Here is a 14620-nt window from a genome sequence, read left to right as displayed (position 1 = left end):
TGAAATGCGCCGTCAGAAACATCGAACTTAGCGTCAGCGGCTCACACCTGTGAAATCACGCGTCTAAACAAGGCCCAGAGGAGCGAGTGACGGATAACCCTTCCGAGGGTCAAGGTACCACGGCTCTTCCATTACATTCGCAGGCGGACCTACTGCGCGTTTCGACGGCTGAGTTATCGAACGAAGCGCAACGGGCGGCTGCTCACCGCCCGGTCCACCGCAGGAGTGCGAGCGTCCCCTCAAAGAGGACGATCATCGACACCGCGATGATGAACGGCGCCATCCCCGTCGGGTCCGGCGCGAACAGGAACGCGATTCCGCCGAACGCCCCCCAGAACAGCAGGCGCCGGGATTCGAGCCACCGACGGGAGGTCACGCCCATCATGATGGCGAGCATCACGAACAGCGGAATCTGGAAGACGACCGCCTGCAATCCCATGAGCGCGACGATGAGGTTGAACGTCGACTGGAGGCCGTACGCGATGATGGCGTTCCCCTCCGTGTAGTAGTCGAAGTACTGGAAGAGACCGGGGAGGACGGCGAAGTACGCGAACGCCATCCCGGCGACGGCGAGCACGAGACTCGTCGGGACCGCCGCGAGGTAGTACCGGCGCTCCTGCGGGTAGAGCCCGGGGCGCATGAAGAGGTACGACTGGTAGACGAGGACGGGGAGCGCGATGAGGACGCCCGCGAGGCTCGCGACCTTGATCTTCGTGAAGATGAACTCCAGGGGCGCGTAGAGGTGCGGGCGCGCCGCGTCCTGGCCCGCCGGGAGGATGTCCGTCCACATCTCCATGACGAGGAAGTCCGAGTACAGGTACATCAGGATGGTCGCGACGGCGCCCGCGAACACGACCGCGGCGAGCCGCAGCATCATCTCCTCGATGTGGTCCGCGAGCGGCATCTCCTCGTCGTCGGGCGGCCCCTCGAACAAGTCCTCGTCGTCCTCGATGGTCCGCCCGCCTCCGGAACCCGTGCCCGTCCCGGTTCCGGTACCGGCGCTCGCGCCGGCGCCCGCCGGCGACGCCTCGCCCGGTTTCGGGGCCCCGGCAGCGTGCCCGACCGGGACGTCCGACCCGCCGTTCGCGTCGAGCTTGTCCGGGTGCTCCGGCCGATGCTTCTCCGGCGCGTCATCGGGGCGCTCGAACCCGGCTTCGACCCCGCGGTTCGGCACCTTCTCCTCGTCCGCGACCACACCGTCGTCCGGCACCGCCATCTCCTCGCCTTCCTCCGGAACGTCCACGCGCCGCGTCCGCGGCTCGACGCGCGAATCAACCTTCTCCAGCCCACCCGAATCGTCGTCGTCCTCTACCTTCTCCAATCCACCCGAATCGTCGTCGGATGAGGAATCGTCGTCTGCACCGACGGCCTCGCTGTCGGACGATTCCTCGCCGTCGGGTGCATCTTCGGTCGAATCGTCCGCCTCCGAAACGTCCGCGTCCGGCGAATCGTCCGCACTCTCGGTCGAGTCCTCGGCGTTCGTGGTCGAGTCGGCTGTGGCGTCGCTCGTCTCGTCGCCAGAACCGTCGACGGGGCCGTCCGCGGCGCCGTCGTCGTGGTCGTCCGACTCGTCCGGCATCTGTCGGAAGTAGACAGGTGCGGCGTTATAGGCCTTTTTCTCCGTCGCGCTCGCGAGCGAGCGGGGAGAAGAAGATTGATGTTTCCGAGGTAGGTAGCCACGCGCAACTAATGAGTTCGGTCATCAACGAGGACACCGCCCGGACCATCGACGCCGGGCGCGAGACGATCGGGGCACTCCTCCGCGCAGCCCAGAAGGAGCTCCAGAAGGTCTTCATCGTCGCGCTCATCGGGCTACTCGGGACGATCTGGTCGCTCCGAACGTTCCTCTGGAAGGCGCTGAAGGTCAACACCAAGCAGCGCATGCCGCCGGAGGTCGCCGCGCAGGTCGACATCATCGCGCGGACGCCGTTCGACGTCATTCTCCTCCAGTTCAAGATCGGCGCGGTCGTCGCCATCCTCGTCTCACTGCCCGTCCTCCTGTACTACGCGAAGGAGCCGCTGAAGCGCCGCGGGTGGACGCCCGAGGTCCCCGTCTCCAGAGCGCAACTCGTCGGTCTGAGCGTCCTGATGCTCCTGTTGTTCGTCGGTGGCGTTGCGTACGCCTACATCGTGTTCTTCCCGTTCATGTTCGAGTTCCTCGCGCAGAACGCGATCAACGCGACGCTGAAGCCGACGTGGGACATCACGATGTGGACGCAGTTCCTCTTCCTCCTCACGCTCTCGTTCGGGCTCGCCGCCCAGCTCCCGCTCGTGATGTCGTCGCTGTCGTACGCGGAACTCGTGCCGTACGAGACGTGGCGGGACAAGTGGAAGTTCGCGGTCGTCGGCATCTTCGGGTTCGGCGCGGTCGCGAGCCCCCCGGACCCGCTCACGCAGGTGATGTGGTCGATTCCGCTGTGTACGTTGTACGCGGCGTCGCTCGCGCTCTCGAAGGTCGTCGTGAACCTGCGCCGGCGCGGCGAGGGCGCGGCCGCGGCCGACGGGCTGCTGCGGACGCGGATGCTGCAGTTCGGCGCGTTCTTCGCGGCGCTCCTGGCCGGGTCGGTGCTCGCCATCCGCGTCGGCGTGGTCGCGACCATCGACTCGGCGGTGGTGCCGGCGCTGCCCGCCGTCGTCCAGCCGGCGAACCCGCTGGCGTCGGGTGGCCTCGCGCCCGACGCGGGTTGGGTGGCGCAGGCGCTCATCTCGCTGCAGATAGCTATCATCGCGTCGCTGCTCGTCCTGCTCGCGTACACGCTGAAGGTGCTACGGAGTCCCGTCGTTCCGCGAGCCGGTGGCCGCAGCATGGACCCCGCGGACATCGACCTAGGCGTCCTCGACGAGGACGGCGTGCGCGCCGCCCCGCCGGAGGTGTTCGCGGAGATGACCGAGGACGAGGCACTCGCGAAGGCGAGCGCCGAGATGGACGCGGAGAACCCGGACAAGGCCCAGGCCATCCTCGACCGGTTCGACGAGATACAGGCCCAACAGGCCGCCGCGGGGGCGGCCGAGGGCGGTGCCGCCGGTGCGGCCGCTGGCGAGGCGGCGAGCGACGCGGGCGACGGTCACGAGCTCGCGGCCGGCGCACCGGGCGACGCGCCCGTGACGGACGTCGACGCGATGAACGCGGACGCGGCCGACGCGGACGACGAGGGGAACGTCCTCCAGTCGACGGCGGCGGGGATGATGGACCCGTTCACGGAGGAGGAGACGACCGAGGACGACATCGGCGGGTACTACTACGACATCACGTTCGTCCTCCAGTCGCTCACGTCGAAGGTGTTCCGCCTGGTCGTGGTGTTCATGGCGACGCTCGCGGGCGTGTTCTTCTGGCTGTACCGCGGTGGTCTCGGCGACATCAAGGAGCAGTTCCTGTCGCGCGTTCCGCCGGAGGTCCGCGGGGACCCGAACACGCTCCCGTTCACGGAGAGCGTGGAGACCGCGAACGCGTTCGCGTCCGCGGTGACGACGATGCCCGGCGGGCAGGCGGGCGCGACCGCGGGGCCGTCGAGTCCGACGACGATACTGGAGGTGTTCCCGACCGCGGAACTGCTCGCGAACATGGGTGGCGTCGGCCAGATCGGTATCGTCGTCGCACTCCACCCCGTCGAGCAGCTCATCTTCGCGGTGAAGGCCAGTACGATAGTCGCGGCGGCGGTGACGCTCCCGCTCCTCGGGTACTACGCGTGGCCCGCGATCAAGGAGCGCGGGTTCGGCGGCGGCGGCGACTCCTCCGCCTTCCTCGTGTGGGGCGGCGCGATGTTCCTCGGGTTCGCGGTCGGGAGCGCGCTCGGCTATCTCGTGTTCGCACCGGGGGTGGTCTCCTACCTCGTCGAGGACGCCATCCGCTCGAACATGGTCATCTCGTACCGCGTGAACTCGTTCATGTGGCTCATCGCGTTCATGACCGTCGGCATCGGCATCCTGCTCGACATCCCCGTGTCGATGGTGCTGTTCCACTACACGGACATCGTGAGCTACGATGCCATGCAGCGCGCCGCCCGCGGCGTCGTCCTCGCGCTGTTCGTCGTCGGCGCGTTCGTCACGAGCAGTAGCGTGCTGTCGATGCTCCTGTTCGCGCTCCCGCTGTCGCTCGCGTACGCGTTCGGGCTCGGCGTCCTCCGCGTCCTGACGGCGCCCGGACGCCTGTTCGGCGGCGGCGGTGGCGGCTCCGAGGCCGAAGGCGTCGCCTGAACCGCCGCGACAGACCGCCACGGCAGCGATTTGTCTCGGCGGTGAGTCGTCACGACGGCGAGTCGTCTTGACGCCGGGTCGTTTCGACGCTAGGTCGTCTCGATGGCGAGTGCGTGGTCGTGCGTTCGACCGGCGAACTCGGTGAGGGAGTCGGCGTCAATCATTTAGGGTGCCCTTGCGAACCGTCGGCCATGCCAAAGATTAGCGTCGAGGTGCCGCAGGAGTTGCTCGACGACCTCGACGACCACGTCGGCGGGGACGGGAAGTTCGTGAATCGAAGCGAAGCGATCCGGGCGTCCATCCGGAAGACGCTCGATACGCTCGACGAGATTGACCAGCGCCACGGTCGCCTGGACGACGAGACGTAGCGTCAGCGAGCGCGGGCGCGGGTCGTCACTCGTCGACGGGCTGGCCGAACGCGAACCGGGGTTTGACCTGGTCGATGCGGACGTCGACTTCGTCGCCGACGTCGGCGCCGGAGACGAACACGGTGAACTCATCTATCTTCGCGACGCCGTCGCCCTCGCTGCCCTCGTCCTCGATGGTGACGGTGACGACGTCGCCCTCGCGGACGGGCGCGGTGAGGCGATGCTTCCCGACGACGTAGACCTCCGAGGAGGAGTCCCGGGAGGCTTCGGGGACGACGGTGCGGGCGTACTGGAACTCCGCGTCGACGTCCGCCTTGAAGTCGTCCAAGTCCTGGCCCTGGAAGACCTTCACGGCGAAGTCGCCGCCGGTGTCGAGGACGTCGGTGGCGACCTCGAGCGCCTGTCGCGCCAGGTGGACGCTGCGGGCGTGGTCGAGGCCGTACTCGCCGGTCATGTTCGGCGCCATGTCCGAGAGGACGACGTCGACGTCGCCGCCGGCGACCTCGCGGACCTCGGCCTTCGTGTCGTCCTCGGTCATGTCGCCGCGGACCAGTTCCACGGTCGCGGCGGGGTCCTCGAGGTCGTCGATGCGCTGGAAGTCGACGCCGACGACGGTCCCCCCCTCGCCGACCTCCTCGGCGGCGACCTGCAGCCAGCCGCCGGGGGCGGCGCCGAGGTCGACGACGGTGTTCCCGGGTCCGAACAGCCCGCATTCGCGGTCGAGTTGCTGTAGCTTGTACGCGGACCGCGTCCGGTAGCCCTCCTGTTTCGCTCGGTTGTAGAATCGGTCTTTCCGCGTCATTCGATTGGGAACGCGTACGACGCGGGAGCGGTTAGGGCCTTCGTCTCGGTCGCGCGAGCATCTGGGTCGTCGACTGGACGTCGAAGTGGTCGGGTGGGACGAGCGGCTGGAGCCGGTGTCGTCGGTTGCGGCAAGCGCCAGCGTTGGCGGTACCTACAAGCGGGGTGCGGTCGCAGTCTCTGGCATGGATACGGATGCGTTCCTCGCCGAGGTACGGGAGGCGAACGAGACGGCGCTGTCGCGGCTCGGGTCGTCGAAGTCGCTGTACGCGTACACGGACGGGGAGCTGGAGGCGGCGGCGGTGGCGTCGGTCGCGGCGGACGTCTCGCACACTGCGGCGACGGCGCTGGAGGCGTACGCGGCGGGCGCGTCGAGCGACGCGGCGGCGGAGGCGTTCACGGCGTTCGGTGAGCTGGCGGCCGAGCACGCCGGGACCGCGAAGGGAGTCAGCGACGACGTGCCGGCGCTTGAGTCGCACGACGCGGTCGCGGCGCTCTCGGCGTACGGCGACGGGTCGGGGGCGAGCGACGTCGAGCGCCTGGGCGCTGTCGTCGGGTACGCGCTCGTCGCGAAGAAGCTCGCGGAGCAGTCGACGGGGTTCTTCACGGGCGAGGCCGACCCGCGGACGGCGAGTACGTTCCGGTCGTACGGGAGCGACGTGGAGGCGCGTCGCGGCGAGGTGCTCGACGCGCTCGCGGTCGTCGTCGACGGTGACGCCGACCGCGAGGCGGCACTGGAGGCGGCGACGGCGGTCGTGCAGGGCGCCTACGAGGAGTACACCGAGCGGTTGGAGGCGATGGGCGTGAACCCGAAGCCCGTCTGCTGAACGACGACCGGGCGACCGAGGGGGTGTCAGGTGGTGGAGCGGGCGAGTGCGACGCCGGCGAGTGCGAGGATGCCGCCGGCGAGCGCGAGGTACGCGCCGACGCCGGGACTGCTCGTTGCGACGGGCGTCCCCGGTGGCGGGCCGTCGCTCGCGAAGTCCGTGATGGCTTCGAGCGCGAGCGCGGTCGTCACCGCGGCGAGGACGCCGACCGCGAGCTGGCTGCGGCGCGACCAGTCGCCGACGGCGACCGCGACGACCGCGGCGCACGCGACGAGCGCGTACACGCTGTGGACGTCCAGTTCGAACCCGCCGGCTGCGACCCACGGGAGGACCGCGCCGAGGACGCCGAGGGCCCCGCCGGCGACGGCCGCAGCACGGTATCGCTCCGAGGACATATCCACGTAGATGCACTCGCTGTAGCTAAAAGTCCTCGTGCGACTCGCGTCAGACGGCTGCAGCGACGAGAGTGCGGGGGTCGGCGGTCAGACGCCGTCGACGGTCTCGCGGTACGCGCGGACGGCGTCGATGGCGTCGTCGACCTTCGCGGCGACGGTCCCGCCCTCGGCTTCGGCGATCTCGGTGAGGATGCGTTCGTGGCGTGCGAGCCGTCCGTGGTCGGGGCCGCGGTCGCTCTCGGCGTGGCTCGCGAACTCCTCGGCCTGCGTCTGGAGGCGTTCGGTCGCGTCCTCGTGCGTCGCTGCGTCGGCGGCCGCTTCGAGCAGGTCGCTCGCTCGCTGGAGGTTCTCGTGTCCCATGCGCGAACCGACGACGCGACCGGGCTTAAGTCTCCGTCCTCTCGCAGGTTCGGCCGGTGTCTGTGACGGGGTCGCGGTGGGGGTCGTTCCTGCGGTCGCGGTGGCTTCGGTTCCTGTGGTCGTCGTGGCGTTCGCGCCGTCGACCGCGACGGTCACTGCGCCGCGCGCGCTGTCGAACCGGAGGACCCACGCGTGGTTCGTCGTCGCGTCCTTCCGGAGTGCGCCAGGCGTGCGCGTCAAGTGCCTGCGTGCCCAACCGCGTTCCAATGACAGACGCCGCCGACGACGCCGACCACGACCGCGAGGAACCCGGCACCGCGTCCGGGCCGCTGTCGCCCGACCGGCCCGAGGCCGAACGGCCGTTCCGCGTGGACGCGCCGTTCGAGCCCGCGGGCGACCAGCCCGACGCCATCGAGGCGCTCGTCGACGGCTACGACTCGGGCATGACCGAACAGACGCTGCTCGGCGTGACCGGGTCCGGGAAGACGAACACCGTCTCGTGGGCGATCGAGGAGCTCCAGAAGCCCACGCTCGTCATCGCGCACAACAAGACCCTGGCCGCGCAGCTCTACGAGGAGTTCCGCGAGCTCTTCCCGGACAACGCCGTCGAGTACTTCGTCAGCTACTACGACTACTATCAGCCCGAAGCGTACGTCGAGCAGAGCGACACGTACATCGACAAGGACGCGAGCATCAACGACGAGATCGACCGCCTCCGGCACTCCGCGACGCGGTCGCTCCTGACGCGGGACGACGTCATCGTCGTCGCGTCCGTCTCGGCCATCTACGGCCTCGGTGACCCGCGGAACTACGAGGACATGAGTCTGCGCGTCGAGGCGGGCGAGCAGGTCGGCCGCGACGAGCTGCTGGCGCGGCTCGTGGACCTGAACTACGAGCGCAACGACGTCGACTTCACGCAGGGGACGTTCCGGGTGCGCGGCGACACCGTCGAGATATACCCGATGTACGGCCGGTACGCGGTCCGCGTCGAACTCTGGGGCGACGAGATAGACCGCATCGTGAAGATGGACCCGATGCAGGGCACCGTCGTCAGCGAGGAACCCGCCGTGCTCCTGCACCCGGCGGAGCACTACTCGATTCCCGAGGACCGCCTGGAGCGCGCGATGGACGAGATACGCGAGGACCTCGACCAGCGCGTCCGGTACTTCGAACGGCAGGGGGACGCGGTCGCCGCCCAGCGCATCGAGGAGCGGACGACGTTCGACCTGGAGATGATGCAGGAGACGGGGTACTGTTCGGGCATCGAGAACTACTCGGTGTACCTCAGCGAGCGCGAGGTCGGCGACGCCCCCCACACGCTCCTGGATTACTTCCCGGACGACTTCCTCTGCGTGATCGACGAGTCCCACCAGACCCTCCCGCAGGTTCGGGGGCAGTTCGCGGGCGACAAGTCCCGGAAGGACTCGCTCGTCGAGAACGGCTTCCGGCTCCCGACGGCGTACGACAACCGGCCGCTCACGTTCGAGGAGTTCGAGGAGAAGACCGACCGGCGACTGTACGTCTCCGCGACCCCGGGCGATTACGAGCGCGAGCGCTCCGAGCAGATCGTCGAGCAGATCGTTCGCCCGACGCACCTCGTCGACCCGGGAATCGAGACCGCGCCCGCGACCGGGCAGGTCGACGACCTCATGGACCGCATCGAGGCGATGCCGGACGACGAGCGCGTGCTCGTGACGACGCTCACGAAGCGGATGGCGGAGGACCTCACGGAGTTCCTGGAGGAGAACGGCGTGGACGTCGCGTACATGCACGACGAGACCGATACCCTGGAGCGACACGAGCTCATCCGCTCGCTCCGCCTCGGCGACATCCAGGTGCTCGTCGGCATCAACCTCCTCCGGGAGGGGCTGGACATCCCCGAGGTCAGCCTCGTCGCCATCCTCGATGCGGACCAGGAGGGGTTCCTGCGGTCGGAGACGATGCTCGTGCAGACGATGGGGCGCGCGGCGCGGAACGTGAACGGGAACGTCGTCCTGTACGCGGACGACCCGAGCGACGCGATGAAGGCCGCGGTCGAGGAGACCGCGCGCCGCCGCCGCATCCAGCGCCGGTACAACGAGGAACACGGGTACACGCCCACCACGATCGACAAACCCGTCGGCGAGACCAACCTCCCGGGGAGCGAGACGGACACGAGCGGCGTCGGCGGCGACGCACCCGCGGACGCCGAGGAAGCCCAAGCTCGAATCGAGCGCCTGGAGGACAAGATGCAGGAGGCCGCGAACAACCTCGAGTTCGAGCTCGCCGCCGACATCCGCGACCGCATCCGCGAGCTCCGCGAGGAGCACGACGCACTCGTCGGCCCCGACGACGAGGGGGTCCCCGTCGAGTCCGACCCCGAGTTCTGACGGGAGTGAACCGGTTCTGGACCAGTCCAGCGACCGGGACCGGAACGAAGACGGTCCGCTCGTTGGTAGTCCGTCGCGTGCACGACCAGGGGCGGATGATTGTGTGTACGACCGTCGGGACGGGGCCCGGAACCGGCCTCGGAACGCAGTTGTTCCCGAGTGCGGGGTCCCTGCTCGCTTCGGTCCTGCCGGTCGGCGTCGCCGTCGTTCTCAGCAGCGTCCTCTACCGGTCCAGTTGGCTGCGAGAAGCGTGACTCATCGTGGTCGGCGCGCGGCGACGCCGGTCAGTCCGCGAGCGCTTGCGGGGCGACCGGGACCTCCTCGGGTTCGACCTCGTCGGTGAGGTCATCAACGTCGTCGACGGGCCCGCGGACGAAGAGGCCGTGACCCATGATGCCGACGGCGACGAGGCTGGTCGCGGTGACGCTCGTCGTCGGGGCTATCGGCGTCGCGAACCCGACGAGGACGCCCGCGGCCATCGCCGCGACGATGCCGAGCAGCACGAGGTCGTAGTACTGCCAGGTGTAGTCCATACCATCATCGACGAGAGCGTTCGACTAAAGCGTTCGCACGAGGGAGAAAGCGGCTCGTTACGGGGTCGAGCCGGGCGCGACTGCGAGCGGTCGGTCGCGCCGGCGTTGCGGTTGTTCAAGTGCGAGGGCGCGGCGAACGGCGGCGTGCCCGATTGCGGGGGTCGCGTCGACCACGGCGGGAGCGTGGCGCATCGACGCGACGACGACGACGACGTGCGCCACCTGCTCGCCAGCAGTCGACCGCAGTCCCGACGCTGCCGGTCGCTATAGCGCAGCGAACGCGCCGAGGACGCTCCCGGAGACGACGAGGACGAGGTCGGCGACGACGAGGCCGAACGCGAGGACGGCGACGAGCGCGACGAGGAGGACGGCGGCGGGGCGGCGGTACGGCTCGTAGCCCCTGGTTCCCGCGCTGCCGCGTCGGCGACTGCTACGCATACGTCCTTTACGCGCCGTGAGGACCTAAGCGTTCCCGGCGGGAGTTTTTTGCTCGCCGAATGGGTAGGGGGGCGCAGGATGGAACTGTCGGCGATTCCGGGCGTGGGCGAGAAGACCGCCGCGGCGCTCGCGGACCTCGACGACCCCGAGGGCGCGCTCCGCCGCGGGGACGTGGCGACGGTCGCGACCGCACCCGGCGTCTCCGAGGGCCGTGCGGCGCGTATCGTCCGTGGCGCGATACGGCACGAGCACGACGACCCCGGCGGGTTCCTGGCGACCGACCGCGCTCGCGAGGTGTACCGGGACGTCCTCTCGCTCCTCGAGGACCGCACGGTCACCGAGTACGGCGGGAAGCGCGTGGAGACGTTCTACCCGAGCGCGGCGCGCTCCCGCGTCGAGGAGGTCCAGGCGTTCGTCAGGGACGCGCTCTCGCGGGACGTGAACGAGGACGCTCGGGCGGCGCTCGCGGACGTGGAACCGCTCGCCGCGCCGAACGACGTCGTCGTCCGCGACCGCTGCCTGGCGACGACGGACGCGGAGGTGTACGCGAAGGCGCGGGAGGCGATACCGGAGGTATCGGTGGAGGTCGTCGAGGACGCGCGCGGGCTCGCGGAGCTCGCGAGAGGGTACGCGACCGTGGTGGCGCTCGACGAGGCGTTCGCGGGCATCGACGTCGACGGCGACGTGCGCGTCGAGCCGGACGCGCTGGAGCGGCCCGCGGAGGTCGTGCCCGAGCGCCAGCTGGCGTTCTTCGCGGCGAACCGCGACCGGCTGCGAGCGGCGGCGGAGGTGCATCGCGAAGCGGGACTGGACGCCCCGACGGACGTCGAGGACCTCCTCGGTGCGCTCGACCGACTCCGCGCGGACGGGACGGTCGCGGACGACGCCGAGCTCGACCGGCTCCAGGACGCCGTGGATGACCTCGACGCGGCGGTCGGGATGGCGGAGAACGTCGCGAACGACCATCTGAAGGAGGCGATACAGGAGCGTGACGTCACCATCGAGGGCGCGGACCTCCTGAGTCTCGTCGAACGCGGTGCGGGCGTCGACTCGCTGCTGTCGCGCGAGCTCGCCGACGAGTACGCCGCGGCGGTGGACGCGGCACGCGACCACCTCGTCGACACGCTCGACCTGCGCGGCGACGAGGCGGAGCTGGCGCGGCGCGCGTTCGGCGACGAGCCGACGTATCCGGTCGCGCGGGACGACGACGTCGTCTCGCGGCTCCGCGAGTCGCTCACCACCGCGCGGGACCGGCGGAGTGCGCGATTGAAGCGCGAGCTCGCGACGGACCTCGCCGACCACCGGGACGGCGCTCGCGAGCTCGTGCACGCGGCGCTCGAACTCGACGTCGAGTATGCCATCGCGCGGTTCGCGGCGGACTTCGAGTGCGTGATGCCGACGTTCGTCGCCGCGGACGACGAGACGACGCCCGCGGCCGGGTTCGCGATCGAGGGAGGCCGGTCGCCGCTCCTGGACGTCCCCCACGATGCGGTCGACCCCGTCGATTACGCGGTCGACGGCGTCGCGCTGCTGTCGGGCGTGAACTCCGGTGGGAAGACGAGCACGCTCGACCTCGTCGCGACCGTCGTCGTCCTCGCGCACATGGGGCTGCCGGTGCCCGCTGACTCCGTTCGTCTCGGCTGGTTCGAGGACCTGCACTATCACGCGAAGACCCAGGGGACGCTGGACGCGGGCGCGTTCGAGTCGACGGTCCGGGAGTTCGCGGACCTCGCGACCGGTGGCGCGGGGTCGCTCGTGCTCGTGGACGAGCTGGAGTCCATCACGGAGCCGGGGGCGTCCGCGAAGATCATCGCGGGCATCCTGGAGGCGCTGCACGGGAACGGTGCGACGGCGGTGTTCGTCTCCCATCTCGCGGGCGAAATCCGGGAGATGGCGGCGTTCGACGTGACCGTCGACGGCATCGAGGCCGAGGGGCTGGCGGACGGCGAGCTCGTGGTGAACCGGTCGCCGGTGAAGGACCACCTGGCGCGGTCGACGCCGGAGCTCATCGTCGAGAAGCTCGCCGGCGAGTCCGGCGACGGGTTCTACGACCGGTTGCTCGCGAAGTTCTGACCAATCAGGCTCCCGGTGGCGGGCGGCGTTAGACAGTGCTCTGTCCTGCGGTGCGTCGGTCGGGTGACGGCCCCCGACCATGTTGTGGGAATCGTTATGCAGCCGCATAGCGAAGGTCGTGGTATGGGAGCCCTCGCACGTCCGGCTCGACGAGGTGGCACGGCGTGAAGTACGCGTACCAGTGCCCGCACCACGGGTGTGGGTTCACGCTCGAGGCGAACGACGACAGCGCGCTCGAACGTCGGGTCGCGCGCCACGACGCTCGCGAACACGGCCGGAAGTTCGACCGGGCGCGGTTCGAGGATCGACTGGAAGTGTCCTGACGCGGCGGTCGACGTCGTCGTGACGTGCGTCGGACGCTGGGCTGCCGAACAGCTAAGTGCCCTGGGAAGCAGGGTGAAAGTGATGCCTGAGGACCCCGAGGAGGGGATGCTCTCGTGGGACGAGTCCGTGTTCCGGGACGAGCGCGTCTTCGAGATCGATTACGTCCCGGAGACGTTCCAGCATCGCGAGAGCCAGATGCGGACCCTCCAGTACACGCTCCGGCCGGCGACCCGCGGCAGTCGTCCGCTGAACGCGATGGTGCGCGGGCCGCCGGGGACCGGGAAGACGACCGCCATCCAGAAGCTCTTCGGGGAGCTCCGCGCGGAGACGAACGACGTCCACACGGTCCGCGTGAACTGCCAGATGAACGCGACGCGGTACTCGGTGTTCGCGCGCCTGTTCGAGGGCGTCTTCGACTACGAGCCGCCCGCGAGCGGTATCTCGTTCAAGAAGCTGTTCGGGCAGGTGACGGAGAAGCTCGTGGAGGACGACGACGTGCTCGTCGTCGCACTCGACGACGTGAACTACCTGTTCTACGAGAACGAGGCGAGCGACACCCTCTATTCGCTGCTGCGAGCGCACGAGGAGCACTCGGGTGCGAGGATCGGCGTCATCGTCGTGAGCTCGGACCCGAGCCTGGAGGTCATCGACGAGCTCGACTCCAGGGTGCAGTCGGTGTTCCGGCCGGAGGACGTGTACTTCCCCGTGTACGACCGCGAGGAGATCGCGGGCATCCTCCGGAATCGCGTGGAGCGCGGGTTCCACGACGACGTGGTGTCGACGACGGTCCTGGATTACGTCGCGGAGCGGACCGCCGAGTCGGGTGACCTCCGCGTCGGCATCGACCTCTTGCGGCGGGCGGGCTTGAAGGCGGAGATGCGGGCGTCGAAGGTCGTCGAGAAGCGCGACGTGGACGAGGCGTACGAGACGTCGAAGTTCGTGCATCTGTCGCGCTCGCTGGAGAGCTTGAGCGAGAGCGAGACGGAACTGCTGGAGGTCATCGCGGAGCACGAGGGCAAGCAGGCCGGGGAGGTGTACGAGGAGTTCCGGGCGGTCTCGGGCCTGGGGTACACGCGGTACTCGGAGATCGTGAACAAGCTCGAGGACCTCGGAATCGTCGCGACGAACTACGCCGAGGTCGACGGACGCGGGCGGTCCCGGGAGCTCAACCTGGAGTACGAGCCCGAGGCGGTGCTGTCGCGGCTGGAGTAGCGGTCGTCTGCGGTCGAGTGGGCGGTCGTGCGGGCGAGTTGCGGTCGAGCGCAACGGCCTTCCGGTCCGAGGGCGAATCCTGCCGTATGAGTGAGACTGCGGAGTTCGACGTCGACGCGTGGGAGCGAGAGCTGGAGCGGAATCGCGAGGAGAAGGACGAGTTCTTCGGGAGTCATCCGCATTCGCCGATTCCGAAGGCGGAGCGCGACGAGTTCGAGGGACTGGATTACTTCGAGCCGGACGCCGACTATCGCGTGACGGCGACGGTGCATCTGACCGACGGGGACGACGAGGACGTGTACCGGATGGAGACGTCGACGGGCGGCGAGCAGCGGTACCTGAAGGTCGCGGAGTTGACGTTCGAGCTCGACGGCGAGACGCACTCGCTGGCTGGGTACCGTCAGGAGGGCGAGGACCGCAAGTCGCTGTTCGTGCCCTTCCGCGACAAGACGACGGGCCAGCAGACGTACGGCGCGGGCCGCTACATGGAACTGGAGGCCGAGGGCGAGCTCGAGGACGGCCAGGAGGTCCCGGTGGACTTCAACCTCGCGTACAATCCGTTCTGTGCGTTCTCGGACGCGTACGCGTGCCCGCTGCCGCCGGAGGAGAACTGGCTGGAGACGACGATAGAGGCCGGCGAGAAGGACTGGGACTGAGCGGTCGCTCGGTGGCTTCGAGAGGCGGGGAGAAGGCGGCGTGATGCCCGAATGTCGTGGGAGACCGTGG

The 14620-nt window shown here is 69.2% G+C and carries 15 protein-coding genes; 9 read left to right on the top strand and 6 right to left on the bottom strand.

What is annotated here, in order from left to right:
• Positions 1–202 precede the first annotated feature (202 nt).
• Entirely contained in the window at positions 203–1579 is a 1377-nt protein-coding gene (locus SM754_RS18010; protein WP_323677539.1) for a twin-arginine translocase subunit TatC, read from the bottom strand.
• A 110-nt stretch (positions 1580–1689) separates the two neighbouring features.
• On the opposite strand from SM754_RS18010, the gene SM754_RS18005 reads away from it, so the two are divergent.
• Together SM754_RS18005 and SM754_RS18000 are read left to right on the top strand one after the other, a co-directional pair.
• On the top strand, positions 1690–4194 hold the full coding sequence (locus SM754_RS18005) for a twin-arginine translocase subunit TatC (protein WP_323677538.1): 2505 nt from the start codon (positions 1690–1692) through the stop codon (positions 4192–4194).
• A gap of 191 nt (positions 4195–4385) precedes the next feature.
• Entirely contained in the window at positions 4386–4562 is a 177-nt protein-coding gene (locus SM754_RS18000; protein ID WP_323677537.1) for a ribbon-helix-helix domain-containing protein, read from the top strand.
• A gap of 25 nt (positions 4563–4587) precedes the next feature.
• Here SM754_RS18000 and SM754_RS17995 read toward each other — a convergent pair whose 3' ends face one another.
• The gene (locus tag SM754_RS17995) at positions 4588–5364 is read right to left on the bottom strand and encodes a 23S rRNA (uridine(2552)-2'-O)-methyltransferase (protein ID WP_323677536.1); all 777 of its coding nucleotides are present in this window, start codon (positions 5362–5364) and stop codon (positions 4588–4590) included.
• A gap of 184 nt (positions 5365–5548) precedes the next feature.
• Between SM754_RS17995 and SM754_RS17990 the strand changes: the two genes are divergently transcribed.
• Positions 5549–6190: a rubrerythrin family protein gene (locus SM754_RS17990; protein WP_323677535.1), complete on the top strand. Its 642-nt coding sequence runs from the start codon at positions 5549–5551 to the stop codon at positions 6188–6190.
• A 26-nt stretch (positions 6191–6216) separates the two neighbouring features.
• Here the strand turns inward: SM754_RS17990 and SM754_RS17985 are convergent, their stop codons facing one another.
• Positions 6217–6585 carry a hypothetical protein gene (locus tag SM754_RS17985; RefSeq protein ID WP_323677534.1) on the bottom strand — a complete coding sequence of 123 codons (369 nt, stop codon included), beginning with the start codon at positions 6583–6585 and terminating at the stop codon, positions 6217–6219.
• A gap of 87 nt (positions 6586–6672) precedes the next feature.
• Entirely contained in the window at positions 6673–6945 is a 273-nt protein-coding gene (locus SM754_RS17980; RefSeq protein WP_323677533.1) for a DUF7553 family protein, read from the bottom strand.
• Between the two features lie 266 nt (positions 6946–7211).
• Here SM754_RS17980 and uvrB point away from each other — a divergent pair, with 266 nt between their 5' ends.
• Positions 7212–9314, top strand: coding sequence for an excinuclease ABC subunit UvrB (gene uvrB, locus SM754_RS17975; RefSeq protein ID WP_323677532.1), 2103 nt, complete (start codon positions 7212–7214; stop codon positions 9312–9314).
• 77 nt (positions 9315–9391) lie between these two features.
• Positions 9392–9568 carry a hypothetical protein gene (locus SM754_RS17970; RefSeq protein ID WP_323677531.1) on the top strand — a complete coding sequence of 59 codons (177 nt, stop codon included), beginning with the start codon at positions 9392–9394 and terminating at the stop codon, positions 9566–9568.
• A 30-nt stretch (positions 9569–9598) separates the two neighbouring features.
• Here SM754_RS17970 and SM754_RS17965 read toward each other — a convergent pair whose 3' ends face one another.
• Both SM754_RS17965 and SM754_RS17960 read right to left on the bottom strand, forming a co-directional pair.
• A complete protein-coding gene (locus tag SM754_RS17965; protein WP_323677530.1) occupies positions 9599–9847 on the bottom strand; it encodes a DUF8015 family protein in 249 nt (82 codons plus the stop codon).
• A 264-nt stretch (positions 9848–10111) separates the two neighbouring features.
• Positions 10112–10285, bottom strand: a complete 174-nt coding sequence (locus SM754_RS17960; RefSeq protein WP_323677529.1) for a hypothetical protein — start codon at positions 10283–10285, stop codon at positions 10112–10114.
• A 78-nt stretch (positions 10286–10363) separates the two neighbouring features.
• Between SM754_RS17960 and SM754_RS17955 the strand changes: the two genes are divergently transcribed.
• From SM754_RS17955 to SM754_RS17940, 4 genes are all read left to right on the top strand, one after another.
• The gene (locus SM754_RS17955; protein WP_323677528.1) at positions 10364–12358 is read left to right on the top strand and encodes a MutS-related protein; all 1995 of its coding nucleotides are present in this window, start codon (positions 10364–10366) and stop codon (positions 12356–12358) included.
• Between the two features lie 164 nt (positions 12359–12522).
• Positions 12523–12681 (top strand): DUF1059 domain-containing protein, encoded by a 159-nt coding sequence (locus SM754_RS17950; RefSeq protein WP_227134082.1) that lies wholly within the window; start codon positions 12523–12525, stop codon positions 12679–12681.
• An 82-nt stretch (positions 12682–12763) separates the two neighbouring features.
• Positions 12764–13894 carry an ORC1-type DNA replication protein gene (locus SM754_RS17945; RefSeq protein WP_323677527.1) on the top strand — a complete coding sequence of 377 codons (1131 nt, stop codon included), beginning with the start codon at positions 12764–12766 and terminating at the stop codon, positions 13892–13894.
• An 86-nt stretch (positions 13895–13980) separates the two neighbouring features.
• Positions 13981–14550, top strand: coding sequence for a DUF1684 domain-containing protein (locus SM754_RS17940; protein WP_323677526.1), 570 nt, complete (start codon positions 13981–13983; stop codon positions 14548–14550).
• Positions 14551–14620: the final 70 nt, after the last annotated feature.

Origin of the sequence: Halorubellus amylolyticus, assembly GCF_034808145.1 — an archaeon.
GTDB lineage: Archaea > Halobacteriota > Halobacteria > Halobacteriales > Natrialbaceae > Halorubellus.
Note: the sequence above shows the minus strand (reverse complement) of the source record. Positions and strands in the feature narration are given on the sequence as shown.